Annotated in this window: 23 protein-coding genes and 1 riboswitch; of the genes, 9 read left to right on the top strand and 14 right to left on the bottom strand. The window is 55.5% G+C overall.

Features of this window, described 5'->3' with window-relative positions:
- Positions 1-174: 174 nt before the first annotated feature.
- Genes QF010_RS17290 through rpoE form a run of 3 tightly spaced genes read right to left on the bottom strand, consistent with a single transcriptional unit; the run spans position 175 to position 2,339 of the window.
- Positions 175-1,131 (bottom strand): MucB/RseB C-terminal domain-containing protein, encoded by a 957-nt coding sequence (locus tag QF010_RS17290; RefSeq protein WP_429533593.1) that lies wholly within the window; start codon positions 1,129-1,131, stop codon positions 175-177.
- An 8-nt stretch (positions 1,132-1,139) separates the two neighbouring features.
- Complete coding sequence (locus tag QF010_RS17285) at positions 1,140-1,727, bottom strand: sigma-E factor negative regulatory protein (RefSeq protein ID WP_033054066.1); 588 nt, start codon at positions 1,725-1,727, stop codon at positions 1,140-1,142.
- A 30-nt stretch (positions 1,728-1,757) separates the two neighbouring features.
- On the bottom strand, positions 1,758-2,339 hold the full coding sequence (gene rpoE, locus QF010_RS17280; protein WP_007944079.1) for an RNA polymerase sigma factor RpoE/AlgU: 582 nt from the start codon (positions 2,337-2,339) through the stop codon (positions 1,758-1,760).
- 556 nt (positions 2,340-2,895) lie between these two features.
- Here rpoE and nadB point away from each other — a divergent pair.
- Positions 2,896-4,512 carry an L-aspartate oxidase gene (gene nadB, locus QF010_RS17275; protein ID WP_033054068.1) on the top strand — a complete coding sequence of 539 codons (1,617 nt, stop codon included), beginning with the start codon at positions 2,896-2,898 and terminating at the stop codon, positions 4,510-4,512.
- On the opposite strand, the gene QF010_RS17270 is transcribed toward nadB, so the two are convergent.
- Positions 4,481-4,933, bottom strand: coding sequence for a protein YgfX (locus QF010_RS17270; protein WP_429533592.1), 453 nt, complete (start codon positions 4,931-4,933; stop codon positions 4,481-4,483). The two genes, nadB and QF010_RS17270, sit on opposite strands and share 32 nt — an antisense overlap.
- On the bottom strand, positions 4,917-5,171 hold the full coding sequence (locus QF010_RS17265; RefSeq protein WP_033054070.1) for an FAD assembly factor SdhE: 255 nt from the start codon (positions 5,169-5,171) through the stop codon (positions 4,917-4,919). Before QF010_RS17265 ends, QF010_RS17270 begins: the two co-directional genes overlap by 17 nt.
- A 149-nt stretch (positions 5,172-5,320) precedes the next feature.
- Here QF010_RS17265 and ygfZ point away from each other — a divergent pair, with 149 nt between their 5' ends.
- The gene (gene ygfZ / locus QF010_RS17260) at positions 5,321-6,262 is read left to right on the top strand and encodes a CAF17-like 4Fe-4S cluster assembly/insertion protein YgfZ (RefSeq protein ID WP_429533591.1); all 942 of its coding nucleotides are present in this window, start codon (positions 5,321-5,323) and stop codon (positions 6,260-6,262) included.
- 34 nt (positions 6,263-6,296) lie between these two features.
- Positions 6,297-7,118, top strand: coding sequence for an HDOD domain-containing protein (locus tag QF010_RS17255; RefSeq protein ID WP_033054073.1), 822 nt, complete (start codon positions 6,297-6,299; stop codon positions 7,116-7,118).
- A 43-nt stretch (positions 7,119-7,161) separates the two neighbouring features.
- Here QF010_RS17255 and QF010_RS17250 read toward each other — a convergent pair whose 3' ends face one another.
- Positions 7,162-8,550, bottom strand: a complete 1,389-nt coding sequence (locus tag QF010_RS17250) for a sensor histidine kinase (protein ID WP_429533590.1) — start codon at positions 8,548-8,550, stop codon at positions 7,162-7,164.
- On the bottom strand, positions 8,543-9,214 hold the full coding sequence (locus tag QF010_RS17245; RefSeq protein WP_008153060.1) for a response regulator: 672 nt from the start codon (positions 9,212-9,214) through the stop codon (positions 8,543-8,545). Before QF010_RS17245 ends, QF010_RS17250 begins: the two co-directional genes overlap by 8 nt.
- A gap of 235 nt (positions 9,215-9,449) precedes the next feature.
- Here QF010_RS17245 and QF010_RS17240 point away from each other — a divergent pair, with 235 nt between their 5' ends.
- The 5 genes from QF010_RS17240 to QF010_RS17220 are packed head-to-tail and all read left to right on the top strand — an operon-like array spanning position 9,450 to position 14,826.
- Positions 9,450-10,742, top strand: a complete 1,293-nt coding sequence (locus tag QF010_RS17240; protein WP_429533589.1) for an OprD family porin — start codon at positions 9,450-9,452, stop codon at positions 10,740-10,742.
- A 39-nt stretch (positions 10,743-10,781) separates the two neighbouring features.
- The gene (locus QF010_RS17235) at positions 10,782-11,759 is read left to right on the top strand and encodes a Bug family tripartite tricarboxylate transporter substrate binding protein (RefSeq protein ID WP_046055726.1); all 978 of its coding nucleotides are present in this window, start codon (positions 10,782-10,784) and stop codon (positions 11,757-11,759) included.
- A 59-nt stretch (positions 11,760-11,818) separates the two neighbouring features.
- Positions 11,819-12,277 carry a tripartite tricarboxylate transporter TctB family protein gene (locus tag QF010_RS17230; RefSeq protein WP_429533588.1) on the top strand — a complete coding sequence of 153 codons (459 nt, stop codon included), beginning with the start codon at positions 11,819-11,821 and terminating at the stop codon, positions 12,275-12,277.
- A gap of 1 nt (position 12,278) precedes the next feature.
- On the top strand, positions 12,279-13,793 hold the full coding sequence (locus QF010_RS17225) for a tripartite tricarboxylate transporter permease (protein WP_033054084.1): 1,515 nt from the start codon (positions 12,279-12,281) through the stop codon (positions 13,791-13,793).
- Positions 13,786-14,826, top strand: a complete 1,041-nt coding sequence (locus QF010_RS17220; protein WP_429533587.1) for an AbrB family transcriptional regulator — start codon at positions 13,786-13,788, stop codon at positions 14,824-14,826. Before QF010_RS17225 ends, QF010_RS17220 begins: the two co-directional genes overlap by 8 nt.
- Positions 14,827-14,913: 87 nt before the next feature.
- On the opposite strand, the gene ung is transcribed toward QF010_RS17220, so the two are convergent.
- Positions 14,914-15,606: a uracil-DNA glycosylase gene (ung, locus tag QF010_RS17215; protein ID WP_429533586.1), complete on the bottom strand. Its 693-nt coding sequence runs from the start codon at positions 15,604-15,606 to the stop codon at positions 14,914-14,916.
- Positions 15,607-15,738: 132 nt separating this feature from the next.
- Here ung and QF010_RS17210 point away from each other — a divergent pair, with 132 nt between their 5' ends.
- Positions 15,739-16,842: an enoyl-CoA hydratase/isomerase family protein gene (locus QF010_RS17210; protein ID WP_033054092.1), complete on the top strand. Its 1,104-nt coding sequence runs from the start codon at positions 15,739-15,741 to the stop codon at positions 16,840-16,842.
- A gap of 179 nt (positions 16,843-17,021) precedes the next feature.
- Here the strand turns inward: QF010_RS17210 and QF010_RS17205 are convergent, their stop codons facing one another.
- From QF010_RS17205 to QF010_RS17180, 6 genes are all read right to left on the bottom strand, one after another.
- Complete coding sequence (locus QF010_RS17205; RefSeq protein WP_429533585.1) at positions 17,022-22,010, bottom strand: calcium-binding protein; 4,989 nt, start codon at positions 22,008-22,010, stop codon at positions 17,022-17,024.
- Entirely contained in the window at positions 22,010-22,615 is a 606-nt protein-coding gene (locus QF010_RS17200) for a hypothetical protein (protein ID WP_429533584.1), read from the bottom strand. The genes QF010_RS17205 and QF010_RS17200 overlap by 1 nt, the downstream gene beginning before the upstream one ends.
- A gap of 2 nt (positions 22,616-22,617) precedes the next feature.
- Positions 22,618-23,475, bottom strand: a complete 858-nt coding sequence (locus QF010_RS17195; protein ID WP_429533583.1) for a hypothetical protein — start codon at positions 23,473-23,475, stop codon at positions 22,618-22,620.
- Between the two features lie 22 nt (positions 23,476-23,497).
- Positions 23,498-24,727 carry a glycosyltransferase family 4 protein gene (locus tag QF010_RS17190; protein ID WP_429512181.1) on the bottom strand — a complete coding sequence of 410 codons (1,230 nt, stop codon included), beginning with the start codon at positions 24,725-24,727 and terminating at the stop codon, positions 23,498-23,500.
- A 315-nt stretch (positions 24,728-25,042) separates the two neighbouring features.
- Complete coding sequence (locus QF010_RS17185; protein ID WP_429533633.1) at positions 25,043-25,477, bottom strand: hypothetical protein; 435 nt, start codon at positions 25,475-25,477, stop codon at positions 25,043-25,045.
- 167 nt (positions 25,478-25,644) lie between these two features.
- Positions 25,645-25,887 carry a hypothetical protein gene (locus QF010_RS17180; protein WP_429533582.1) on the bottom strand — a complete coding sequence of 81 codons (243 nt, stop codon included), beginning with the start codon at positions 25,885-25,887 and terminating at the stop codon, positions 25,645-25,647.
- Between the two features lie 277 nt (positions 25,888-26,164).
- Positions 26,165-26,265, top strand: a riboswitch (guanidine-I (ykkC/yxkD leader).
- Positions 26,266-26,304: the final 39 nt, after the last annotated feature.

Raw genomic sequence — 26,304 nt, 5'->3', positions numbered from 1 at the left:
CCGTTACGACGAGCATGGTTAAGCGATATGGAGCAAGGAACACCGGGAACGATACGCCGGTATTTTTGTTCCGGGAACAACAAACAAGGCCAGAGCCGAGAGGCTCTGACCTATAGAAAAATTCGGGAATATTTGCAAGTTGAAATGCTCACCAAACATTTCGATTTCAGCTCACTACTTGGTTGCAGTGGCGTCGCTGCGCATGGATAGCGCAATCCGTTCAGCGGTGCCAATCGGAATCTCACCGACCACGGTCACCATCATTTCGCCTTGCGGGGTAGTCAAGCGTCGGGAGACTGCGGCGGTCGGCCCCAACTGGGTGCGAGTGTCAGTAATGGTTGCGCCATTCAACGGCTCAAGGAAAACCGAGAAACGGGCCAGACCGTCGTCATACATCAGACTGTTGACTTGGGTTTTGGTCTCTGGATCCTTGCGGGAGGTACTGCTGGTCAGCTCGAAACCAGGTGGCAACCAGTCCGAACGCCATACTTGCGCAGCCTTGATTGCAGAAGCCTTGTCACTGTCGAGGGCAACCGTTTTGCAATCGGCGCCAGGCTGCAAGTCACTGTCGGACGGAACATCGGCGGTATCCAGTTGTGTGAACTGGAATCGCTCCAGCAACTGCCCTCGTTCATTCAGAAGCAATGATTTGAGAGGCAGGCCGGTTTCTTTATCCAGATGCAATTCAAAACCGTAGCGATGTTGATCGCGAGGTGTCAGTGAAACGATCACTGCCGCACGCCCGGCCACACGCGACTTGCCAATGACGGCAAGGTCGTACCAATTCTTTAACTTTTGTGGATCGAGTGCCCGAGCAGAGGAGCTGGGGGAATCTCCAAGCCCTGCGATCAGAATGCCGCTGACGCATTGAGTACGCCCATCAATGCGCACGACTTCCTGTGCCGAGCCGTCGAGCTGGAGTAACCGCTCGCGGACCTTGCCATCCTGGACACGGTGCCAGATGTTGTGGGTAGAAAAACTACCGTTACGCTCGTAGACGAATGTACCGTGATAACTCTGCTGTTGCTCGGCTTGGCCCAGACGGGTCAACCAGTCCTGGGCTTCATCAGCATGGGCTGGAACAACAAACCAGCCACCGAGCAGAAGCGTAAGTAGAGGGATGGCGCGCATGATCCTCCTTAACGGTTTTCCAGACTGGCTGCACGAGCGTAAGGCAGAGCGCTCTCAGTACCTTTCAGTGCAGCCTGTTGAGCATGTTGGCGCAAGTAGCCTGGCAAACGCTGATCGTGCCAGCCTGGCTGACCTTGCAATACGCCGTTGGCCATAGGGCCAGTGGCTTCCGAACTCTCATTGTAGCCTGCTAATACAGCTGGACCCTTGACCTGAGGAACGGCCAGACCAGGTTGACTGGATTGCTGAGCCAATTCGACCCCAGCGATCTCGTCCTGGTTATACAGACGAACACCTGCCAGTACGGCGAGGGTTACCGAAGCAGCGACCGCCAAACGACCCAGGCTACGCCATGGACCACGGGAAGCTTTTGCTGGTACAGCTTCGTCAGCCAGCGCAGCAGAGACTGCCGCAGCGATATCCAGACGTGGAAGCAGCAAATCCTTGTGCATAACTGCCCGAGCGATTTGATAACGAGCCCAGGTATCACGGGTTTCGACATCGTCAAAGGCATTCAATACCCGACGCAATTCCAATTCGTCCGCTTCGTTATCCATCACTGCGGACAGCGATTCCTGCAGGGCTTCACGACTCATGGCGTTCCTCTCTTGGCTATCGCCGCTGTCTCAGTTTTCCTGCAACAACGGCTGCAGGGCTTTATCGATGGCCTCCCGAGCGCGGAAAATCCGGGAGCGCACGGTACCCACCGGACATTGCATGACCGCTGCAATGTCCTCGTAACTCAGACCATCGAATTCACGTAAAGTTAAAGCCGTACGCAAATCTTCTGGAAGTTGCTGGATGGTTCGATGGACGGTGCCTTCGATCTCATCCCGCAGCAATGCACGCTCTGGCGACTCGAGATCCTTGAGGCCATGATCGCCATCGTAGAACTCTGCATCCTCGGAACTGACATCGCTATCCGGCGGCCGACGGCCGCGTGAAACCAGATAGTTCTTCGCCGTGTTGATGGCGATGCGGTAAAGCCACGTATAAAACGCGCTGTCCCCGCGAAAATTGCCAAGTGCGCGGTAGGCCTTGATAAAGGCTTCCTGTGCCACATCCTGGGCTTCATGGGTGTCGTGCACGAAACGCACGATCAACCCGAGAATTTTGTGCTGATATTTCAGCACTAGCAGATCGAAAGCTCGCTTGTCGCCGCGTTGAACGCGCTCGACGAGCTGCTGATCCTCTTCCTGGGTTAGCATGAACACTCCTCGATAAGCTTGGAGGAGACTTGCATAACTAAACGACCAGGCTTGCAAACATAGACTCGGGCTTTTCGCAAAAGTTCTCCCCCTCCAAGCAAGTTTCCTGCGGGCTCTGATTTGGCACGCACGAAAAGCGCAGCTCGGCATGACCCGGCTGCGCGAATAATCTTGTCATCGGATTCACCGGGAAGGACCAAACCGCAAGTCCACCCCGAAGCCGACACTGTCCTTCTTTTCAGGCACCGTCTATTGATCTTGGGCCTTTGGCAAAAGTTCCAATTATTTATAGCCGCGCGAAAGCGACATTGTGCAACCGCGAATAGAAAAAGAGTGTTAAATCGTTGATACAGTCGTCTTGTCACCGAACCAGCCGAAAAACCATCCGACGAAGCGTCAGATATTTTCCGTCACAGTAGTTTCACAATGCCATGTGTGCTCGCTATTGTGCCGCTCCCCCCCTCTATATACTAGTGGGCTGTGTGGCTGTCTTGACTCGCCGATCCAGCTGTCTTGCGCCAACCCCGACCCGGGTCGCTTTGAGCGGAATCCTGAAATGAGCCAACAGTTTCAACACGATGTTCTGGTAATTGGCAGCGGTGCTGCCGGCTTGAGCCTTGCGCTGACCTTGCCCGGTCATTTGCGCATCGCCGTACTGAGCAAAGGCGACCTCGCCAATGGCTCGACTTTCTGGGCCCAGGGTGGCGTCGCTGCCGTCCTGGATGACACCGACACCGTTGAATCACATGTCGATGACACCCTCAATGCTGGCGGGGGCCTGTGCCACGAAGACGCTGTGCGCTTTACCGTCGAGCACAGTAAAGAGGCGATTCAATGGCTGATTGACCAAGGCGTGCCCTTCACGCGCGATGAACAGTCCGGCACCGAAGATGGCGGATTCGAGTTCCACCTGACCCGCGAAGGCGGTCACAGCCATCGGCGCATCATCCATGCCGCCGATGCCACCGGCGCAGCGATTTTCAGAACCTTGCTCGACAAGGCCAGGCAACGACCGAACATCGAACTGCTGGAGCAGCGGGTCGCGGTCGACCTGATCACCGAAAAGCGCCTGGGCCTTGAAGGTGATCGCTGCCTCGGCGCCTACGTCCTCAATCGCGGGACCGGTGAAGTCGACACCTACGGCGCTCGCTTTGTGATCCTCGCATCGGGTGGCGCAGCAAAGGTCTATCTCTATACCAGCAACCCCGACGGCGCCTGCGGTGATGGCATTGCCATGGCCTGGCGTTCGGGCTGCCGGGTGGCGAATCTGGAATTCAACCAGTTCCACCCCACTTGCCTGTATCACCCGCAAGCCAAGAGTTTCCTGATCACCGAAGCCCTGCGCGGCGAAGGCGCACACCTGAAGCTGCCCAACGGCGAACGCTTCATGCAACGCTTCGACCCTCGTGCCGAACTGGCCCCACGCGACATCGTCGCCCGGGCCATCGACCATGAAATGAAGCGCCTGGGCGTCGATTGTGTCTATCTGGACATCAGCCACAAGCCGGAAGCGTTCATCAAGACTCACTTTCCGACGGTGTACGAACGCTGCCTCGAATTCTCCATCGACATCACCAAACAACCGATTCCGGTGGTTCCGGCGGCGCACTACACGTGCGGCGGCGTGATGGTCGATCAGCAGGGCCGCACCGATGTGCCGGGGCTATATGCCATTGGCGAAACCAGCTTCACCGGCCTGCACGGCGCCAACCGCATGGCCAGCAACTCGTTACTGGAGTGTTTCGTTTACGCGCGCTCGGCGGCGGCGGACATTCTTGAGCAGCTGCCACAGGTTTCGGTTCCGATCGCCCTGCCCGTCTGGGATGCGAGCCAGGTCACCGACTCCGATGAGGACGTGATCATTGCGCACAACTGGGACGAACTGCGCCGATTCATGTGGGACTACGTCGGCATCGTGCGCACCAACAAGCGCTTGCAACGGGCACAGCACCGTGTGCGGTTGTTGTTGGACGAAATCGACGAGTTCTATAGCAACTACAAGGTCAGTCGCGATTTGATCGAATTGCGTAACCTGGCCCAAGTGGCCGAGCTGATGATCCAGTCAGCCATGGAACGCAAGGAGAGTCGCGGTCTGCATTACACCCTCGACTATCCGAACATGCTGCCGGTTGCCCTGGACACTATTCTGGTGCCGCCCACCTACGTCGACTGAACGTGAGCCGAACCCGCAGGCGCCGGTGCAGATCCGCCGCCTGCGAGTCGCGGGGAACGCAGATTGATCTGACCCGCCGCTCGTCTCGCAGACGAAAACGCAGCACAACGAGCAAAGGTAACGCCAGGCTGTCCGGTCGTAGCTGCACCGATTGCCAACCCTCCTCCTGATTCCACAATTGCCAGCCATCGGCATTGCGACGCAAGCCGCGAAATGCCCTTGGGTGTGTCAGCAGAATCTGTCGCGGTAACGCCCAAGCGCCGTGAGTCAGACAGCAAAAAGCGCCGAGCAGACTGGCCCAGGCCGGTATAGAGAGAAGGCACAGCGAACCCAGCGCGAACAGCTGGGCCAGAAGATACGCCGCCAGCAATTGCCGTGAGGCATGCCAGCGGCATTCGAACGCATTACTTGGGCTGGACACGATCCAGGATCATGCGAACCATGCGCTGAAGCTCCGGATCTTCCGATTCGGCGCGTTCCATGAACCAGCCGAACATGTCCTGATCTTCACATTCGAGCAGCCGACGGTAGCAATCCCGGTCGACATCATTGAGGTGCGGATAGACCTCTTTCACGAACGGCACCAGCAACACGTCAAGCTCAAGCATGCCGCGGCGGCTGTGCCAGTAGAGGCGATTCAGTTCAACATCTTCGACCATGGAGCGCTCCTCAAATAGGCGGCAAGTATACAGCCCCAGGCACAGTCGAACACTCGGCTTTGGTCGGCCACCAACGATCCTTTGTGAACTACCCATTTCAAGAGCGCCCCCTTATGATGTCCCCCAGACTCTTTACCCTGCGATGACCCATGGCCGACTCTGCTTTTTTCTGCACCCTGTCTCACGAAGGCGTTCTCGCAGTACGCGGCGCGGATGCCGGCAAATTCCTGCAAGGCCAATTGACCTGCAACCTCAATTACCTGAGTGACACCCAGGCCAGCCTCGGCGCCCGCTGCACGCAGAAGGGCCGGATGCAGTCGAGTTTCCGCATCCTGCTGGAAGGCGACGGCGTTCTGATGGCCATGGCCACCGAATTGCTGGAACCGCAACTGGCGGACCTGAAAAAGTACGCGGTGTTTTCCAAATCCAAACTGACCGATGAAAGCGCTGCCTGGGTCCGCTTCGGCGTCGACCATGGCGATGCGGCACTGATCAGCCTCGGTCTTGAGCTTCCGGCCGACACCGACAGCGTCGCGCGCAATGACGGCTTGATCGCCATTCGCGTCTCGCCGGACCGCGCCGAGCTCTGGGTCGCCGCTGACCAGGCCAACCTGATCAAGGGCAAGCTGTCCGCCCTATTGGCCGAAGGCGATCTGAATCAATGGTTGTTAGGCCAGATCCGCGCTGGGATCGGTCAAGTCATGCCGAGCACTCGCGAGCTGTTCATCCCGCAGATGCTCAATCTGCAAGCCGTGGGTGGCGTGAGCTTCAAGAAAGGTTGCTACACCGGCCAGGAAATCGTTGCACGCATGCAGTACCTGGGCAAACTCAAGCGCCGCTTGTATCGCCTGACACTGGATGCCAGCGAATTGCCTGAACCCGGCACACCGCTGTTCTCCCCTACCCACGGAAGCTCTATCGGCGAAGTGGTACTGGCCGCCAAGGCAGGGCAAAACATTGAACTCCTGGCCGTGCTGCAAGCCGAAGCAGCAGAAGGGGGTGATATCCATCTGGGCGCGCTCGAAGGGCCAGCCCTGCACCTGCTCGACCTGCCTTACGAACTGGATCGCGATCGCGAAATCCAGCGTTAACAGCAGCATTTGTCGCAATACCTAGAGAAACGAAATGAGTGAGCTGGCGGAAAAGGTCCAACAGGATTTGGTTGAGGCCATCGATAACGATGACCTGGTTCTGCCAACGTTACCGGAAGTGGCCCTGCAGATTCGCAAGGCCGCTGAAGACCCGGAAATCAGTGTCAGCACCCTGAGCAAAGTGATCGGCCGCGATACCGCGCTGTCGGCGCGCCTGATCAAAGTGGTCAATAGCCCGCTGCTGCGCGCGACCCAGGAAGTCACTGACCTGCACACGGCAATCACTCGATTGGGCGTCAATTACAGCAGCAACCTGGCCATCGGCCTGGTCATGGAACAGATTTTCCATGCCCGCTCTGAGGTGGTGGAACACAAAATGCGCGATGTCTGGCGCAAAAGCCTGGAAATCGCCGGGATCAGCTATGCATTGTGCCGCCGGTACACGCAACTCAAGCCCGATCAGGCAGCCCTTGGCGGTTTGGTGCATCAGATCGGTGTGTTGCCGATCCTGACCTACGCCGAAGATCACTATGAACTGCTGGCTGACCCGGTCAGCCTCAACCATGTGATCGATCACATTCATCCACTGCTCGGCGACAAACTGCTCAGGGTCTGGGATTTTCCGGAAATGCTGGTACAGGTGCCGGGGCTTTATCTGGACTTCAATCGACAGTCCGAGCGGGTCGATTATGTCGATCTGGTGCAAGTGGCCAACCTGTATTGCCACAAGGACACCGACCATCCCCTCGCGCGCATCGACGTATTTAGCGTGCCGGCGTTCAAAAAGCTGGGGATTGATCCGGAGAACGAGGCGATGTGCCGCGATCTGGAAGAGTCGCGGTCGATGTTTTACTGATTTCTGTGGCGAGGGAGCTTGCTCCCTCGCCACAGGGTTGTGTTCACTCCCCGGCGATAAAACTCACCCGCACCTTCAACCCCGCCTGCTCGCCATCGTGCAGGCTGATTTGAGCCAGGTGTGCGCGGCAGATCTCGCCAACAATCGCCAGCCCCAACCCCGAACCGGCCACCTGCTGGTTGCGCCGGTAAAAGCGTTCGAACACCCGATCGCGCTCTTCAAGAGGAATGCCGGGGCCGTCGTCCTCGACCTCCAGCACGGCCGGTGCCGTGACCCGAAGAATCACGTTGCCACCCGACGGCGTGTGCGCCAGCGCGTTGTCCACCAGATTGCTCAACAGTTCGTTCAACAGCGTTGGCTCACCGCGCAACCACACCGGTTCGTCCGCTTCCAGCGCCAGCGCCACACCGCGTGCATGGGCCAGCGGCGCCATGGCCATGCCGAGTTCGCGAGCCAGCTGACTCAGGTCAAGCAACTGCGCGCCGCCCTCGGCGATGGCCCGGGCACCATTTTCGACCCGTGCCAGCGAGAGCAATTGATTGGCAAGGTGGGTCAAACGATCCGTGCCTTGGGCGGCGGATTCCAATGTACTGCGCCAGGTTTCAGGTTCGGTCGAGCGCAAACCCAGTTCCAGTCGTGCCTTGAGCGCCGCCAGGGGAGTACGCAGCTCATGGGCCGCATCGGCGATGAACTGCGCCTGACGCTCGAACTGCCCGCGCAGGCGCTCGGTGAAGTGATTGAGCGCGCGCACCAGCGGCCACAATTCATGCTGCACTTCCACCAACGGCAATGGCCGCAGATCGTCCGACTGACGCTCTTCCACCGCCGTGCGCAAGCGTTCCAGCGGACGCAACGCGGCGCTGACCGCAAACCACACCAGCAACAACGCCCCCACCGCCAGCATGCCCAGACGCAGCAACGTGTCCGCTGCCAGGCTGCGGGCCATGCTGACCCGCGCTTCATCGGTTTCCGCGACGCGGATTTCCGCCATGCCGTTCATGTTTGGCTCGCTCACGGGTTTGAGCAGGCTCACCACACGTACGTTCTGCCCTTGGTACTTGGCGTTATAGAAACGCGCCAGTGCCGGATAGTCATCCGTTCGCGGGGTTCCCGGCGGCGGTGGCGGCAGGTTTTCGTAGCCCGAGATCAGTTTCTGATTGATGTCGTTGACCAGGTAAAAAATCCGTCCTGCGCTGTCGTAGGCGAAGGTGTCGAGGGCCACGTACGGCACGTCAGCACTCAGTGAGCCGTCGCGCTGGGAGACGCCCGCCGCGATGGTCCGCGCAGAGGCCAGCAAGGTCCGGTCATAGGCGGTGTCGGCAGCTTCGCGACCGTTCCAGTAAGCGCTCAAACCACTGGCCAACATCAACACCACCAGCAACAACGCCAGATTCCACAGCAACCGCCAGCGCAGGCTGCTGGGCTTATGCATCGCGGCTTTCCAGCAAGTAGCCGAGACCGCGGAAGGTCACGATGACCACCGGTTGGCCGTCCAGCTTTTTGCGCAGGCGATGGACATAGATCTCGATGGCGTCGGGGCTGGCCTCTTCGTCCAGTCCGAAGACTTGCGAGGCCAGTTGTTCCTTGCTCATCACCCGACCGGGCCGGGCGATCAGCGCTTCAAGAACAGCTTGTTCGCGGGAGGTCAGGGTCAGCAATTCTTCGCCGAGGGTGAAACGCCGAGTGTCCAGGTCATAGGCCAGCACGCCGCAGCGCTGCAGTCGTTCACCGCCGAGCACACTGCGACGCAGCAAGGCTTTGACCCGGGCTTCGAGTTCGGTCAGTTCGAATGGTTTGGCCAGGTAATCGTCAGCGCCGAGGTTCAGGCCGTGGACCCGATCCTTGACGTCGCTGCGAGCGGTCAACATCAACACTGGCAGGTTCTTGCCCCGCGCCCGCAGGCGCGCCAGCACTTCGAAGCCATCCATACGCGGCAGGCCGACGTCGAGGATCGCCATGGCGTATTCCTCGCTGCTCAACGCCAGGTCCGCCGCCACACCGTCGTGCAGCACATCCACGGTCAGCCCGGTGCTCTTGAGCGCCTGGGCGACACTTTCGGCGAGCTGCAGATGGTCTTCGACGAGCAGAACACGCATGGATCTTTACCTCATTCAGGGATGGTCGGCGCCATTCTTTGGCGCGGAGTTTACAGCCGCAACCGCCGCTGTGAAGCCCGAAAACCGTGAAAGTCTTCTGAAAGGTTAGCGAAAGGTTGGCCGGTTAGAGTCCAGCCACGGACAGTTTCGACTGCCGTTCGCTACCGCCCATAGCGATACGAAAAACGCCTCGAAGCGTTTTCGCCAATAAGAACAATAAACGGAGTACTTCAATATGCTGTCCATGCAGCTCCAGGCATGCCCGCCTGCTCGCTTTTCCCGTCTCAGCCACACCGCCCTTGCCAGTGCCGCCGCCCTCGCCGGCTTTTCTCCGTTGAGCCAGGCTGCCTTCTTCGAAGACAGTACGGCAACGCTCGAAACCCGCAACATGTATTTCAACCGCGACTTTCGCGACGGTACCAGCGCCCAGCAATCCAAGCGGGACGAATGGGCTCAGGGGTTCATGCTCAACCTGAAATCGGGTTACACCGACGGCACCGTGGGGTTCGGTGTCGATGCGCTGGGCATGCTGGGGGTCAAACTCGATTCGAGTCCCGACCGCACCGGCACCGGCCTGCTGCCAACCCATGACGACGGCCGCGCAGCCGATGAGTACTCCAAGCTTGGCCTGACCGGCAAAGTGAAAATCTCCGCCACGGAACTTAAAATCGGCAGCCTGATTCCGGAATTGCCGATTCTCAAGCCCAACGACGGGCGCATCCTGCCGCAGACCTTCGAAGGCGGAATGCTGACCTCCAAAGAGATCAAGAACCTGACCTTCACCGGCGGGCGTCTGGAGAAAGCCAAGGACCGCGACAGTACCGACTTCGAGGACATCGCCCTCAACAACAAGAACAGCCGCTTCGCTGGCACCGTGGCCGGCAAGCATTTTGACTTTGGCGGCCTGGACTACAAGTTCACCGACAAAATCACCGGCAGCTACCACTTCGCGCAACTTGATCAAGTCTACAACCAGCACTTCCTCGGTGTTGTCGCATCGCAACCCTTCGGCCCCGGCACTTTCGGCACCGATCTGCGCCTGGCCATCAGTGATGACGAGGGCGCGGCCCGTGGCGGCAATATCGACAACAAATCCCTCAACGGCCTGGTGAGCTACGCCTTGAGCGGGCATAAATTCAGCGCCGGCTATCAGCACATGTCCGGCGACAGCGCGTTCCCTTATGTCGATGGCAGTGACCCGTACCTGGTCAACTTCGTTCAGATCAACGACTTTGCCGGCGCCGAAGAACGTTCCTGGCAGGCACGTTACGACTTTGACTTCGCCAGGCTTGGGGTTCCCGGCCTGAGTTTCATGAGCCGTTATGTGAGCGGCGACAACATCAAGCTCAAGAACGGTGACGAAGGCAAAGAGTGGGAACGCAACAGCGAGATTAAATACGTTGTACAAAGCGGCGCGCTCAAGGATGTCGCCGTGCGCCTGCGTAATGCCACTTACCGTTCCAACTACTCCGCTCGCGATGCCGATGAAGTGCGTCTGCTGGTGAGCTATAGCGTTGCCCTTTGGTAATTCAGTAAACCTATAACAACAACTCCCAAGGAGACTTGAATGAACCTATCACTGCGTAAAGTTGCTCTCACCGCCAGCGCCCTGCTGTTCGCCGGCCAATTGCTCGCCGAACCCAAACGCCCGGAATGCATCGCCCCGGCCTCGCCCGGTGGCGGTTTCGACCTGACCTGCAAACTGGCGCAAAGCGCGCTGGTGAATCAGAAACTGCTGACCAAACCCATGCGTGTGACCTACATGCCCGGCGGCGTTGGCGCGGTGGCCTACAACGCGGTGGTCGCTCAGCGTCCGGCCGATGCCGGCACGCTGGTGGCATGGTCCAGCGGTTCGCTGTTGAACCTGGCCCAAGGCAAGTTCGGTCGTTTCGATGAAAGCGCCGTGCGCTGGCTGGCAGCGGTTGGCACAAGCTACGGCGCCATCGCGGTGAAAAGCGATTCGCCTTACAAGAACCTGGACGATCTGGTTCAGGCGTTGAAGAAAGATCCGAGCAAAGTGGTGATCGGTTCCGGCGGCACCGTCGGCAGCCAGGACTGGATGCAGACCGCCCTGATCGCCAAGGCTGCCGGGATCAACCCGCGCGACCTGCGTTACGTCGCCCTCGAAGGTGGCGGTGAAATCGCCACCGCCCTGCTCGGTGGCCACATCCAGGTCGGCAGCACCGACATCTCCGACTCCATGCCGCACATCCAGAGCGGTGACATGCGCCTGCTGGCCGTGTTCTCCGAGAAGCGTCTGGACGAGCCGGAAATGAAAGACATTCCGACCGCCAAAGAGCAAGGCTACGACATCGTCTGGCCAGTGGTTCGCGGCTTCTACCTCGGGCCAAAGGTTAGTGACGAAGACTACGCCTGGTGGAAAGACGCTTTCGACAAGCTGCTGGCTTCCGAAGAGTTCGCCAAGTTGCGCGATCAGCGTGAACTGTTCCCGTTCGCCATGACCGGCCCGGAGCTGGACACCTACGTGAAGAAGCAGGTCGCGGACTACAAAGTGCTGGCCAAAGAGTTCGGCCTGATTCAGTGATCGCCTCTGTCTAGCGGCTGCGGCCCCCGTTCTGGAGGGCTGCGGCACAGGAGTTTCCCATGCTCTTACAACGCATTTTTGCTTCGGTGCTGTTACTGGCCTGTGTCGGCCTGGCGCTGATGGCGTGGCCGTACCAAGCGTCTTTTTCCTACGAACCGGTGGGGCCGCGAGCCTTTCCACTGTTGATGCTCGGCCTGATGGGGCTGGCATTGTTGTACATGGTGTTTCGGCCGACGCCCATCGTGCACAGCGACGACGACCCGAAACTGGACCGTGAAACCCTGATCAAAATCGGCATCTGCGTACTGCTGTTGCTGGTGTTCGCCGGGACCTTCGAACCCCTTGGTTTCATCGTCGCCAGCATTCTGATTGGAATCCCTATGGCACGCCTGTATGGCGGCCGCTGGCTGCCCAGTACGGTGATCATCAGCCTGATGGCTATCGGTCTTTATCTGCTGTTCGACAAAGTGATGGACGTGCCACTGCCGCTGGGCGTGCTCGACGTTCTGGAGAACTGATATGGATACTCTTGGCTATTTGGGTCAGGGCTTCGGCGTCGCGCTGAGCCCGTACAACCTGGTGACCGCGCTGTGCGGCACCCTGATCGGCACCGTCGTCGGGCTGTTGCCAGGCCTGGGCCCGATCAACGGCGTAGCGTTGCTGATTCCGATCGCATTCGCCCTCGGCCTGCCACCGGAGTCGGCTCTGATTCTGCTGGCGGCGGTGTACCTGGGTTGCGAATACGGCGGCCGGATCAGTTCGATCCTGCTGAACATCCCGGGTGAAGCTTCCACGGTAATGACCACCCTCGACGGTTACCCGATGGCCCGCAAGGGGCTGGCCGGTGTAGCGCTGTCGCTGTCGGCGTGGAGCTCGTTCATCGGTGCGTTCATCGCGACGTGCGGCATGGTGCTGTTCGCCCCGCTGCTGGCGAAATGGGCAATTGCCTTCGGACCCGCGGAATACTTCGTGCTGATGGTGTTTGCGATTGTCTGTCTCGGCGGCATGGCCGGCGACCGACCACTAAAGACCTTTATCGCCGCGCTGATCGGTTTGTTTCTATCGACCGTCGGGATCGATGCCAACAGCGGCGTGTACCGTTTCACCGGGGATAACATCCATTTGACGGACGGCATTCAGTTCGTTGTGCTGGTACTGGGCTTGTTCTCCATCAGTGAAATCCTTCTGCTGCTGGAAAAAACTCATCGCGGCCAGGAAGCGGTGAAAGCCACCGGGCGCATGATGTTCAACTTCAAGGAAGCTTCGGCGGTGTTCGTGGTGAACATCCGTTGCGGTTTGCTGGGCTTCATCATGGGCGTGTTGCCGGGTGCCGGCGCGACGTTGGCCAGCGCTGTGGCCTACATGACCGAGAAACGTATCGCCGGCGCCAACGGCACTTTCGGACAAGGCGACATGCGTGGCCTCGCGGCTCCGGAAACCGCTATCGGTGGCGCTGCCTGCGGTGCCCTGGTGCCTATGCTGACCCTCGGCGTTCCAGGTTCGGGCACCACGGCGGTGATGATCGGCGCACTGTCGCTGTACAACATCACTCCGGGCCCGCTGTTGTTCCAACAACAACCGGACATCGTCTGGGGCCTGATCGCTTCGTTGTTCGTCGCCAACATCATGCTGGTGATCCTCAACATCCCGATGATCCGCATTTTCACCCGCATCCTTGCCGTGCCGAACTGGGCGCTGGTGCCAGTGATCGCGATCATTACCGGGATCGGCGTCTACGCGGTGCATGCCACGACCTTCGACCTGTTCCTGATGATCGGCATCGGCATCTTCGGTTACATCCTGCGCAAGCTGGACTTCCCGTTGTCGCCGGTTCTGCTGGGTTTCATCCTCGGCGGTTTGATGGAGCAAAACCTGCGTCGCGCCCTGTCGATCTCCAACGGTGCGCTGGAAATCCTCTGGTCGAGCCCGATCACCTTCGGTGTCTGGGTACTGACCGCAATCATGCTGCTGATGCCGATCCTGCGAATCTGGCGCAAACGTTCGGTCGCCCGGCGCGTTATCGCCGATGTCTGATCGAACACCCTTCAAAGCCTGGTGGGGAACGCCGCTGGTCGGTCTGCTGGGCGGTTACCTGGCCAGCCAGATCGGCTGGCCACTGCCGTGGATGGTCGGCTCGTTGCTGGCGATCATCCTGGTGCGTTGCCTGACACCCTGGCAGTTGGCGGAAATCCCTGGCGGCCGCAAGTGCGGCCAGTGGATTGTCGGCATCGGCATTGGCCTGCACTTCACCCCGGTGGTGATGGAGCAGGTGTTTAGCCACTTCGGTCTGATCTTCTTCGGTGCATTGGTCACCAGCCTCTCGGCCGTGGTCGGGGTCTGGTTGATGCGGCGCACCGGTGAAGATCGCGCCACCGCGTTCTTTTCCAGCATGCCGGGCGGCTCCGGGGAGATGGTCAACCTCGGCGCGCGTAACGGCGCGGTACTCAGTCGCGTTGCGGCGGGGCAAAGTCTGCGGGTGTTGGTGGTGGTGCTGTGTGTGCCGGCGGCGTTCAAGTATTTGTTGGGTGACGGTGCGCCGTTGTCCCATGCAACTTCCGTTGACTGGCGCTGGCTGGCACTTCTGTTTCCGGCGGGCGCCCTCGCCGCCTGGCTCTGGGAACGTCTGCGTCAACCCAATCCATGGCTGTTCGGGCCATTGCTGGTGAGTGCGGCGGTGAGTATCGGTTGGGATCTGCACATCAGTTTGCCCAACGGCGGCAGCCAGATCGGCCAATGGCTGATTGGCAGCGGGTTGGGCTGTCACTTCAATCGGCAGTTTTTCCGTCGCGCACCGTCGTTCATGGGCCGGACTTTGATCGGCACGGTGTTGACCATGTTGATCGCCACACTGGCGGCATTGGGATTGAGTGCGCTGACGCATTTGGATTTGCGTTCGCTGACGTTAGGCATGATGCCCGGCGGGATTGCGGAGATGAGCCTGACGGCAGAGACGTTGCAGTTGTCTGTGCCGCTGGTGACGGCGATGCAGGTGATGCGACTTTTGTTTGTGTTGTTTCTGGCGGAGCCGTTGTTCAAGTATTGGAATCGGCAGCCGGATTCTGTCTGATAGACCGAGTTGTCGCCTTCGCGGGCAAGCCTCGCTTCTACAGGAGTCTCGCAAACCCTGTAGGAGCGAGGCTTGCCCGCGAAGCTTTTAGACTGGCGGCAACCGCCACTCAATCGGCGTCTCGCCATTCTGCTCCAGAAACTTATTGGTTCGACTGAAGTGCCCGCACCCAAGGAAGCCGCGATAGGCGGACAACGGTGACGGGTGCACCGACGTCAGCACCAGATGCTTGGTGGCATCGATCAGTTTCTGCTTGCTCTGGGCATGCGCGCCCCACAGCAGGAACACCAGATGTGGCTGGTGTTCGCTGACCACTTCGATAATCCGATCGGTAAAGTGCTGCCAGCCCTTGCCCGCGTGAGCGTTGGCGTTGGCGCGTTCCACGGTCATGGTGGTGTTGATCATCAGCACGCCCTGGTCAGCCCAGCTTTGCAGGCAACCGTGGCTCGGGATGTCGATGTTCAGGTCGCGTTTCAACTCTTTGTAGATGTTCACCAGCGACGGCGGCGCCGGTACGCCCGGTTGCACCGAGAAGCACAAGCCATGGGCCTGTCCCGGACCGTGGTACGGGTCCTGGCCGAGGATGACGACTTTGACTTTATCCAGCGGCGTCGAATTGAGCGCGTTGAAAATCATCGGGCCTGGAGGGTAGATTTCCTTGCCGGCCGCGCGCTCCTCTTGCAGGAAGTTGCGCAACTCTGCCATGTAGGGCTGGTCGAATTCGGCACGCAGTGCCTCCTTCCAGCTCGGTTCGAGTTTGATACGGTCGTCAGCAGTCATGGTTACATCCGGCAAAAACAATGGGGCGAACCCTAGGAAAGCCCATCACGCTTGTCAATTGATCTGACACAGATCCGGCACTTTCCTACATAGCGATCATACTGAACGCTCAAATTCCCGATCGAGGTCACGATGAATCTGCACTTCGAAGAACTCACTGGCACCGATGGCGCACGCATCGGAGTCGCCAGCCTGGATGCCGAAAAGTCCCTCAATGCCCTGTCCTTGCCGATGATCAACGCCTTGCGCGATCAACTGGACGCCTGGGCCAAAGAGCCGCAAATCGTCTGCGTCGTGCTGCGCGGCAACGGTGCCAAAGCCTTTTGCGCCGGGGGCGAAGTCCGCAGCCTGGTGGAAGCCTGTCGTGCCCATCCCGGCGAAGTGCCGCCGCTGGCCGCGCATTTCTTTGCGGCAGAATATCGCCTGGACTTCAATCTGCACACTTACCCTAAACCGCTGATCTGCTGGGGGCATGGCTATGTACTCGGCGGCGGCATGGGGCTGCTGCAAGGGGCGGGCATCCGGATTGTCACGCCGAGCAGCCGGTTGGCGATGCCGGAGATCAGTATCGGTTTGTACCCGGATGTCGGAGCCAGTTGGTTTCTGTCGCGCCTGCCCGGCAAGCTCGGATTGTTTCTCGGCCTGACCGGCGCCCATATGAACGGTCGCGATGCGATCGATCTGGACCTGGCCGACCGTTTCCTGCTCGATGAACAGCAGGAAGAGCTGATGGAAGGCCTGCTGCAGCTGAACTGGCAGGAACAGACGCCGATGCAGCTGAACAGTCTGCTAAAAGCCCTGCAGCAGGAAGCCATCGCGCAAATGCCTGAAGCCCAGTGGCTGCCACGACGCCAGCAGATTGATGAGCTGCTGGATGTCAGTGACGTGCGCTGCGCCTGGAAGGCCATCAGCCAGCTGCGCGACAACACGGATCTGCTGCTCAGCCGTGCCGCGAAAACCATGAGCGAAGGCTCGCCCCTGACCGCTCATCTGGTGTGGGAGCAGATCGCCCGCGCCCGGCACATGTCACTGGCTCAAGTCTTTCAGATGGAATACACCATGAGCCTCAACTGCTGCCGTCATCCGGAGTTCAGCGAAGGTGTACGCGCACGGTTGATCGACAAGGATCAAAAACCTCATTGGCACTGGCCAGACATCAATAATCTGCCGGATGCAGTGATAGAAGCGCATTTCCACAAGGCCTGGGAAGGCCGGCACCCATTGGCCGATCTGTAGGAATACTGAAATCCGAGCATTGCCCGCGATGGCTATCTCAAGGGCTTATCGCGGGCAAGCCATGCTCCTACACGCTGTTAACGGCACTTCGTCCCTGCCCTATTCCCGGAACGCGCCTCCTACCGCAAGCGGAGGAATTGTTTGTAGTCATCACCCGTTTTTCGGCATCGAAGTAATAATTAACCGTTAAGCCTATAAAATTGTGTTATTTCCTTCAATGCCTGCAACGCGTCATCGTCATTGCGCAACAAGATGTCTTCCACATCCCTAAGCGGGGGCAAAGCGTGTAGAAGTTCAACAAGTTGGTCCGCAGTGTAGTCTTGGGGAGTTCTGTCCACTGCTTGTACTCTGATAAAACTTATCGCAGCATCGCCTCCTAAAAAATGATTAACCACTCGTATCTTCGGAGACGAACCATAATTCACCACTACTACCAGATCATCATTATCGCGGTGAAATTTCAGCTGATGGATGGATGCATCGAAATCCGTAAAATCGACTCCATCAATGCCGCCAGATGCATTAACAATCAAATCTCTTCCCAGCCCGTCATATTTGTAAACGTCATTGCCCGCGCCACCGACGAGAGTATCGTCACCCGGTCCTCCCCAAAGAACATCGTCTCCTGGACCGCCCGAGATCGAGTCATCTCCCTGCATGCCTCTTATCTCACCTGACCCACTCAAAGTGTCATCACCTCGACCACCAACGAGAGGAAGCGCTTTATTATCACGAGAAGATCTGACTAAAGGAGCGTCGACCACCAAAACGCCATCACGGTAAATATCAGGAGCAGGACCTAATTTACTGTTAGCGATAAGCTGTTCCAAGCGAATGGTCACACCATCTGCAAACTTTATAACTTCAATACCAGAACCACCAAGATCACTTGCATTCGGCAATACAATACGCACTTGTTGTTCCTTACCCCAGGAAATATCAAGTGTTGAGTACAGCATTAGCCCACGGGGTGGACTGCGAAAGGTGCCGCGCTGTGGTTTTGGTGATAACTCTATATTGACTGCTTCAACCAATACGGCACCCCAACTTAATTGCAACTGCTCAAGAATCACCCCCTCCGGAAGTCTAACGGTATCAGTATCGTCTAGTCCGGACTCAGATTTCCACCCAGCAACCCCAACTTCAGGACGGAGAAAAACAGGGCTTAACATATCCGCAATAATGGTAGTCGCTCCTGCATGCGCACCTATTATATAAGTATCAGGACCGTTTTCACCGTAAAGCCAATCATGCCCAGAGCCACTCACTAAATAATCCGCACCGTCTGATCCAAGCAGCGTATCGTTTCCTGCCCCGCCTGAAAGAAACGCACCGAGTGTGTTACCTTCATGTTCACCATAATAAACGTCGGGATCCTTAACAGTGACGACTAAATCATCGCCCGTCCCTCCATGAAAAATATTGCCACCTTCAAGATTTACTCTACCGCCTGCGTCATCGCCCTGAACAACTTGGTGCCTAACGGTTTCAGTGGTGACATCCCAACTGAACTGCTTATAACTAACCGCACCATCTTCGAAGCTTCCAGCAGGATAAACATACCAACCTTGGATGACACCTGTAACGCTTTTATTTTCGATGATAATTTCCCCGGCACTTAAAGCAAAGCCACTATTGTTTGAGCCAGAGGGATAGTATTTCGGCTCTTGTTTTGGCGTATACTTCAGCCCACCCACCACTGAAGGTATTGACTCAGTGCGGGACATCGTATTAGAGGATCTCTCACTGAGTACTGCTCTACCAGAAACAAGACTCATTCGATCCGGAGTTTCCGACAATGATCCTGCCTGGAAGCTTTCAACAATTAAATTGGTTTTTTCGTGGTAGTTGTACTCATCATCAGTAATATGGCTTTTACTCCAGGCGCCCTGAGTATTTAGCACGAACCCCGATGCCAGTATAAATGCCGAGCGGCGCTTTTTCATGTTCGCCAGAAACTCTTCGCCCCACAGTTTGTCATTATCACCTTCAAGGCGAGGAGTATCGACCGCTGCGTTAGTGGTATCCGTCGCCCCATTAGAATTGTCATTACCGGATTGCTCCGTAACATTATGATTATCTATAGCCCCGACGCTAGTTCCGTCTGTGCCACCTACCAGAGATGTTTCTGCCAAAGGCGAAACGTCTACCGGTCTTTGGACTATTTTCATAACATCCTGAAAACTTAAAACAACCCCGCCAGTGAAACCAAATGATGAATTTTGCCATTTTTCAAAATTGCGAATCAGAATGGCGTCACCTGAACCATTCGATAGTCGTAATACCGGCCCAACATCGACAACAATGATGTCAACCTTTAAATTATCCGCAGTAAATCCAGATCCAAATTTTATGACGTTATTTCCGCCTGTATCTGCGATAACGTCGAGACCATCACCGGCACCAAAATGATAAATATCATCACCGTCTAGCCCATCCAGATAGTCGTTGCCGACGCCACCTGCAAAAACGTTATTGCCGGAGCCACCACGAAGATAGTCCACACCAGCATCGCCATATAATGTGTCGTTTCCACCACCGCCTAATAGAGTGTCGTTACCTAGACCTCCATCAAGATAATCTGCGCCATGTTCCATTTCGGGTGTTTGCTCATAGTCACCCAGCAAGAAGTCATCATCAGCACCTCCGTAAAGTGTATCGGCGCCTAAGCCTCCCCAGATCGTATCGTTTCCTGCATCGCCTTGAACGTAGTCATCATTGGCTCCACCCGATTGTAGGTTTTGCTCATCTCCATCCAGGGCGTCAGCCCCTTGCCCCCCGATCAGCGTATCGGAGCCTCCCATGCCTCGGAGAGTGTCATCACCAATGCCGCCATCAAGGAAATCGTCACCGTGGTAGCGAATTGGGTGATCGGCATAATCGCCAGATAGATCATCGTTACCTGCGCCGCCATAAAGTAAATCATCAGCACCGCCACCTTGAAGGGAGTCGTCACCCGCACCACCATCCAGAAAATCATTATCAAAAGAATTCGCGGCGTCACCCTCAATACCCTGCAATACAGGGTCATCTCCTTTTAGATCATCGTTACCCATTCCGCCGTACAACACATCGCTACCACCGTTACCAGCAAGTTCATCATTGCCATCCCCTCCAACCAACAAATCGTTACCGTGGTGCCTGCTTTGGAGACCACCAGCCCAATCAAGGTTGTCTCCCGCCAATGTGTCGTTGCCCTCCCCGCCGCTAAGCGTGTCATTTCCCCCATCGCCGCTCAGGACATCGTTTTCAGTTCCGCCATCGAGCAAATCGTCCCCCCAGCCGCCAGAGATAAAGTCCCGACCACCTTGACCGTAAAGAATGTCATTGCCCCCCTCCAAAGGGTTGCTAAGGGACGCTTTGGCATACACGTTACGCATGCTGACGACACCGTCGCCGAGAGGAACGTCAATCCTTTTAAAATTCCAGTTTTTCTCCAACACACCGGTCACTTCATCACCGGATAAATTGTCGTCGCCGGCTCCCCCAATGAGCGTATCTCGACCGTTGCCTCCGAGTAGCACGTCTCGGGACCCGGTGCCCACAAGAAGATCATCGCCCTGCCCCCCATCAAGCCAATCACCACGACTCGCCTTCCCGCGAAGGGTTCCATCAGCCAACGCTTGTTCGATTGTTGATTGCTTATCTCCAAACAACCGGTCATTTCCAGCTTTACCGAATAACCGATCAGAACCACCAAGCCCAATAATTACGTCGTCGTTCGGCGATCCGTAAAGTGAGTCGGCCTTGTTTCTCTGCTTTACATTCGGCATCACCACAACATTGCCTAGTTCATCGTAAGAGAACTGATCACCGGGAACATCTGGGTCGGTATCTTTTGCTTTCCAATCACCCATTACGGTTAGATCGGGTCTCGGAATCGGCCGAACTTTGTAATCCGGGAGTTGGACGCCCAACATTCCTGGTGTGTAGTGCTTTATAACAACCAGGTCATTCTGACCGTATTTGATATTAAGTGTTTTTTCAGCGAGCTCTTCGATGAGGGTTAAAGTAATAGCGCCATCTTCAGTAATCCAAGTATTGCCCAGAGGGCCACTACGTTTAAGGACAGGAATCGGAAAACCATTTATAAGTATATGACCATCTGCGTTCAAATCGAAAATCTGATCGACTCCATCGCCACTCGAAAATTCATATCGATCATTGCCTGCGCCGCCAATCAGAATATCGTTACCTTTACCACCCACTAATACATCATCACCCGACATCCCATGTAGCGCGTCACTCCCCTCTCTGCCGCTTAACGAATCGCGACTATGACCACCTTCAATATAATCGTTTCCTTCTAGCCCGTTGAGAGTGTCATTGCCCGCGCCACCGTAAAGATGGTCGATATTTGCTCCCCCGCTGAACGAGCGGCCTCCATCATCACCAAACATGACCAGCGGATTTGAAACCCCTGTAGTCATTGGCGCTTGCTTGCCTGACGCAAGATCTGAGTAGGAAAACTTCTGAGCGGTGTTTTCTCCAAATGATCCGTTGGTCCTGGCTATCAGGCGGCCTAACATATCTGCGCGATCAATAAGCCATTGCTCGGTGATGACGCCTTCGCCGGTTTTCGAGTCATAAAGTTCCAGCCCTTGCACTGAAAAACCGTCGTCTCTTTCTATAACTATTTCGCTCAGGTGTTTCAGAGAGTTCCGTAACGCCTGCCCGATAGACGTATCTTGGGCAGCTAGTACTCCCCACTCAGAAGCGCTGCCGTACTCCCCAATTGTCTTCGCAACAATGCTTTGGGATTGGCTCGGTGGGAGCGCCGAGAAAAACGTATAGGCGTTAGCGGCAAACGTTTCATCCGTAGTAGGTGTAACAGTAGAGTCTCCTTCGTATGTTCGTCTAAACATGTCAAAGAAGGCATTCACGCCATATCTTAATATCAGATCAACCACTGGTGAAATAGGCGTGCCTTTAACCACATACTGGATTAGCGGATTAACACTACCGCTACTAAGTGCCACATTTATCTGCTCTGGCACAACTGAAAACAAACTCTCAAAAATATTCCTGCCGAAATTTTTGATCACTGCTTCAAGCGCCACACTGTATGAATCTATGGCAAACAGGATGTTCTTGAAATCATCGACTCTATTAACCTTTGCTTGTTCATGACTGCCTTTTAATTCCGATCCAGGATCACCTGCCGACATCAATCTCCACGTTTCATAGGGGAACTCCCCCCCCCCAACAGACTGAACGCGATTGTCCCCGACCAACCTGAGTTACGGCTTGAAGCAGTGTCTTCTTCACCAATCTTCCGCCTGAACAATATTTCGCCAACGGCTCTTGCATCGATGGAAGCGATTTGGCTAATTAAAGGCACGGTCCACGGCGCCAAATTATCTTTAGCTGATCCGTATACCAGAGCATTTACAAAATTGGCTGCCACCCCATTAGATGCTTCTTGTATCAACTCAGTGCTAAGCGTTTCCTTGAGCCTCAACTGTCCTTGCCGTAGCGTATAGGCACGAATTAAAGTAGAGTAAGCACCATTTCCTCCATTGGCATCAATCGCCACATCAAGCCAGAGCTTGGCGCTTTTTAAAGTACGCTTAACGCTTTCATTAAAAACCACTCGACCAGAGAGTTTCTCTCCAATAATATCTGATAACGTCTGATAGAAAGGTACGCAATTCTTACCTTCTATCGCTACTGCTTTATAGTCTTCTTTTACCGAATCAAACACCATCCCATCGCACATACTGACAGCATCGAAAATTCTTTTTTTCTCTAAGACACTAAAAACATAGCTCATATTTACTTCCCTGTAATTATAGCATTCGAAAGATATTCACTAATCAACTGAAGCGCTATGGGAGCGCCAAGTAACGATTCAGTTCCAGTTCCTATACGAGCATCTCCACCTGCAAAATCGAAATCATGCAATCCGACTGTACAATAGGCACTCAAATCACCAAAATCTAAATTCTCCAGTTGCGTTTTATTAAACTTCAACAGATCCGCCTTACTCACTCCACTTTCTAAAATTGCTTTCCTCGGGGACCCCAAACCGTCACACGATATCGTGCGCGGTGTTCCGTCACGTCGGCGCCAGTCTCGTATTACAAAATCTGTAACTGAGAACTCATTCTTAATACTAGGAGGTCGCTCATTAAGCCAAAGCTCCAAGCCAGGATAATTTTTGAGTTTCACAATCAGTTCTTCAGGCCAATCAACAACCTTAAACCCCATATTGTACGGTTCGGTGGATGGCTTTCTTATATACAGCCTGGCAGCCACATTGAAATGACCCCAGCTAGATGGTTTTTCTTTCCCGCTCTCCTGATATTCCGTGCGCAGTTCCGTCCCCGTCCACCAAAAAGAACCCTCAAGAACATCTGCAATACACAGCCCGTCCCTCGTTGAAGAACCAAAATGAAACCCTGGTATTTTAGTTCTATCAAGGAGCCCCCCTCCCGATATAGGAACGTATTCCATACTGGCAAGTTTCTGACTACATTTTTTTGATTCCTGATAATGACGTTCTCTTGCTTCTGCCATGCGCTCCCATTCAATATAAAAATCCACAACCCAATAACACAGAGCAAAAACCAAACCGTACTTCAGTATCGCCTTACACCACCGACTTACACCTTTGCGAAACAACTTATGCATTTCAAACTCCATTTTAAAATGATCAAACAGCCAATCTAGAACAACAACCAGACATCACGCGATCAAAAATCTCAAAATAGCTTTTGACACCATGCTTTACATCAAACTCGCTCGCTGTCAAATCCGAAAATCTTTTAATTATCCTAAAATCACCAGGAGACCTTAGAACATTGCAAACTTTTCCTGCTATCGATTCACTATCGAAGAAATCCACTAACAATCCATTTACACCGTCAACAATCACCTCTTTGACTGGAGCGGTATCGGAACCTATAACGACACATCCAGACGCCATAGCCTCAAGCAATGACCAAGACAGAACGAAGGGATAAGTCAAATAAACATGAACTACTGAAACCCGCAAAATAGCCCTATAAGTTTCATAAGGCAGTTTGCCGGTAAAATGCACCCTGGAAAGATCCACTTTTAATTCAGCCACCATTTTGCTGCGCCAATTTTTATGCCCCACCGGCATTCGCCCATAACTTACGCCATCCCCTCCTACTATTACGATTTGAGCGTCTGGACACTGCGCTTGAATATATGGTATGGCTCTCATGAAACTATGAAACCCACGATAGGGTTCGAGGTTTCTGGCAACGTACGTCACGATTGATTGGCCGGCTTTTATTACGTGTCCACTGGGTAACTTTACAGAGGCAACTGGCACAGGTTCAGGAGATTGCAAAGGGACACCTTCATGAATCACATGAATTTTAGAGTGATAATTGGGTGGAAACAGACTGCGCTGCCAATGTGTTGGTGAAATTCCAACATCACATTGCTCAAGGTTCAAAAGATGCATCGAATTCAGGAGACGAAGCCTTGATGATGCATCTACGGCACACGGGAATTCTGGATCGAAACCCATATCCGCACCCTTTGAATGATAATAATATTCACAGAGATGTATGAGCGGAGTGTCAGGATATACATCCTTTACGAACAGTGTTTCACCCCATCCCGGGTGAGCGAGTATCACATCAGGGCAATAACCTTCTCGTTTGAGTTTACTCAACACTCTAAGGACTTGCTGACCATCAAGTATCGCTTCTTCATATTTATGCAAATATGGATGAACATGATCTGGTTTTTTTCTTATAGGCCTATATCGAAAGAGCTTTATTCCAGGAACACCTGGAGCAGTATTTCGCCCTATCGCAGTAACTGTGATGCTTGGTCGTCTCAGCGCCGCCAATGCAACATGCCGAAATTGACCGGGGAAGTTTTGATGAATAATGAGTAAATTCATGATTTGACCGACTTTCTTCCTTGGATACCCCCGTTAAATTGAAGTTTTTCCAACATCAATGTGATGCACAAACGCTAACAAATGCGCAGAAATAAAACTGTAGGAGGGTTCCGAGAACACCCGAGGAGATGGGCAAGACGAGTGATTTTTCGAATCGAGTTGGAGCGCCTCTCTTTCTTTCCCGCCACCGGCTGTACGATTTCGTTGAGGGCTTCCCCCCCCCACGCCAGTCACGACCCAACGAGCGATGCCTGACGCAGCGCAAAAAAAAGCGGCGCTTGATGCGCCGCTATTTTGTAGAGGTTTTTGTGAGGACTACCGGTGGCCGCCTCGGCCGTCGTGATCGCCGCGACCATTGTGGTCGCCCCTTCCGCCACGGTTGTCGCGTCCGCCATGGCCGCCGCGATAGTCGTTGTTTCCACCGCGGTTACGGCCGTCCCAACCGCCACGGTTATGGCCATCCCAACCTTGATTCTGATGGGCCCGATAGTCGCCTCGTTGCGGCTGGTAATAGCGTGGTGCCGGTTGATAAACCCGCGGCTGGTAGTAATACCGCGGTGTTGGCTGGTAGTACCGAGCTGGCGGTGCGTAGTACCGGCGTGGTTGCGTGTAATAACCGTCGCCACCTGAATAGTAACGTCCGCCGTCATAGACCTCGGAACGGTAATAGCTGGCTCCTCCATCGGAATAAGGCACGCATGCACCAAGAGACAATCCCAATACAGCAATCAGAAGAATTCGCAGATACATGGCGGCCTCCTGGACCGCGAGTGAGCCACACCAGCGACGCTGGCAGGCGACAGTCAATTATTCGGTGACTGTCGAAAGATCAGACATCGTTTTCCAAATCTGGTGCGTTCCTGAAACAGATTGAAACAAGTCGCCGATGAAAGGTTTGTCATCCATTCACCCGCTGATTAATGGTGGCCACCACGATATCCACCTCCGTAATGACGTGGCCCGTGCCCGCCCCAATAGTAGTAGCGATAGCCGCCATAAAAGCGCGGACCATAGTAATAATGCGGTCCGTAATAGTAGGAATAGGGCGAATAGCCAGGGTAGTAATAAGGCTCGGAATACACATCATAGCCACCGGCATAGTAGTAGCAGCCGGCTAGCCCAAAACCCAGAACAACACCAAGCAACAGTCGACGAAACATGGCGGCCTCCTGAAAGACCCACAACCGGAACAGGCCGGCTGACATCTGTTTTGACTGGCAATGTTGTACCGAGTGCCGAGCCGCCCGGACCTTCAGATCAGCGGCCAAGCCGATCCATTGCGGTGCACCCACGCACCATCACAAGGCAACGCCGCCACCTGCCTCCAACGCGCCAACGGCGCAATCGCCCACGCTAGAGCGCTCAAGCCGACTTGGCACGGCTCTCGCTTTAGCAAAGACGTGCAGGAGTCATCACAGGTTCGCGGCACCACAATTTGCAATGGCTGACTAGGGTTCCGGCTCGCTAAGGCGAGTGGCTGGTCCGAGAGTTGGCGACCTCCAGTTGAGGTTACACGGCGGGATAAAAGCCCGGGAGACAAGCCACCGTTCGCGGTGCCGCGTTGACTCCTGCCCGCC

Source organism: Pseudomonas silensiensis (assembly GCF_050434865.1).
Classification (GTDB): domain Bacteria; phylum Pseudomonadota; class Gammaproteobacteria; order Pseudomonadales; family Pseudomonadaceae; genus Aquipseudomonas; species Aquipseudomonas fluorescens_W.
The sequence above is the reverse complement of the archived record's forward strand: the minus strand, read 5'-3'. Positions and strand labels throughout refer to the sequence as shown.

What these genes read in the sequence shown, in the direction of transcription:
- nadB (WP_033054068.1), top strand. Translation starts at nt 2,896, where the DNA reads ATGAGCCAACAGTTTCAACACGATGTTCTGGTAATTGGCAGCGGTGCT.
- rpoE (WP_007944079.1), bottom strand. Translation starts at nt 2,339, where the DNA reads ATGCTAACCCAGGAAGAGGATCAGCAGCTCGTCGAGCGCGTTCAACGC.
- QF010_RS17250 (WP_429533590.1), bottom strand. Translation starts at nt 8,550, where the DNA reads ATGCATAAGCCCAGCAGCCTGCGCTGGCGGTTGCTGTGGAATCTGGCG.
- QF010_RS17235 (WP_046055726.1), top strand. Translation starts at nt 10,782, where the DNA reads ATGAACCTATCACTGCGTAAAGTTGCTCTCACCGCCAGCGCCCTGCTG.
- QF010_RS17245 (WP_008153060.1), bottom strand. Translation starts at nt 9,214, where the DNA reads ATGCGTGTTCTGCTCGTCGAAGACCATCTGCAGCTCGCCGAAAGTGTC.
- QF010_RS17240 (WP_429533589.1), top strand. Translation starts at nt 9,450, where the DNA reads ATGCTGTCCATGCAGCTCCAGGCATGCCCGCCTGCTCGCTTTTCCCGT.
- QF010_RS17185 (WP_429533633.1), bottom strand. Translation starts at nt 25,477, where the DNA reads ATGTATCTGCGAATTCTTCTGATTGCTGTATTGGGATTGTCTCTTGGT.
- QF010_RS17190 (WP_429512181.1), bottom strand. Translation starts at nt 24,727, where the DNA reads ATGAATTTACTCATTATTCATCAAAACTTCCCCGGTCAATTTCGGCAT.
- QF010_RS17285 (WP_033054066.1), bottom strand. Translation starts at nt 1,727, where the DNA reads ATGAGTCGTGAAGCCCTGCAGGAATCGCTGTCCGCAGTGATGGATAAC.
- QF010_RS17220 (WP_429533587.1), top strand. Translation starts at nt 13,786, where the DNA reads ATGTCTGATCGAACACCCTTCAAAGCCTGGTGGGGAACGCCGCTGGTC.
- QF010_RS17255 (WP_033054073.1), top strand. Translation starts at nt 6,297, where the DNA reads ATGAGTGAGCTGGCGGAAAAGGTCCAACAGGATTTGGTTGAGGCCATC.
- QF010_RS17230 (WP_429533588.1), top strand. Translation starts at nt 11,819, where the DNA reads ATGCTCTTACAACGCATTTTTGCTTCGGTGCTGTTACTGGCCTGTGTC.
- ygfZ (WP_429533591.1), top strand. Translation starts at nt 5,321, where the DNA reads ATGGCCGACTCTGCTTTTTTCTGCACCCTGTCTCACGAAGGCGTTCTC.
- QF010_RS17210 (WP_033054092.1), top strand. Translation starts at nt 15,739, where the DNA reads ATGAATCTGCACTTCGAAGAACTCACTGGCACCGATGGCGCACGCATC.
- QF010_RS17200 (WP_429533584.1), bottom strand. Translation starts at nt 22,615, where the DNA reads ATGAGCTATGTTTTTAGTGTCTTAGAGAAAAAAAGAATTTTCGATGCT.
- QF010_RS17205 (WP_429533585.1), bottom strand. Translation starts at nt 22,010, where the DNA reads ATGTCGGCAGGTGATCCTGGATCGGAATTAAAAGGCAGTCATGAACAA.
- QF010_RS17265 (WP_033054070.1), bottom strand. Translation starts at nt 5,171, where the DNA reads ATGGTCGAAGATGTTGAACTGAATCGCCTCTACTGGCACAGCCGCCGC.
- QF010_RS17290 (WP_429533593.1), bottom strand. Translation starts at nt 1,131, where the DNA reads ATGCGCGCCATCCCTCTACTTACGCTTCTGCTCGGTGGCTGGTTTGTT.
- QF010_RS17225 (WP_033054084.1), top strand. Translation starts at nt 12,279, where the DNA reads ATGGATACTCTTGGCTATTTGGGTCAGGGCTTCGGCGTCGCGCTGAGC.
- QF010_RS17195 (WP_429533583.1), bottom strand. Translation starts at nt 23,475, where the DNA reads ATGCATAAGTTGTTTCGCAAAGGTGTAAGTCGGTGGTGTAAGGCGATA.
- ung (WP_429533586.1), bottom strand. Translation starts at nt 15,606, where the DNA reads ATGACTGCTGACGACCGTATCAAACTCGAACCGAGCTGGAAGGAGGCA.
- QF010_RS17180 (WP_429533582.1), bottom strand. Translation starts at nt 25,887, where the DNA reads ATGTTTCGTCGACTGTTGCTTGGTGTTGTTCTGGGTTTTGGGCTAGCC.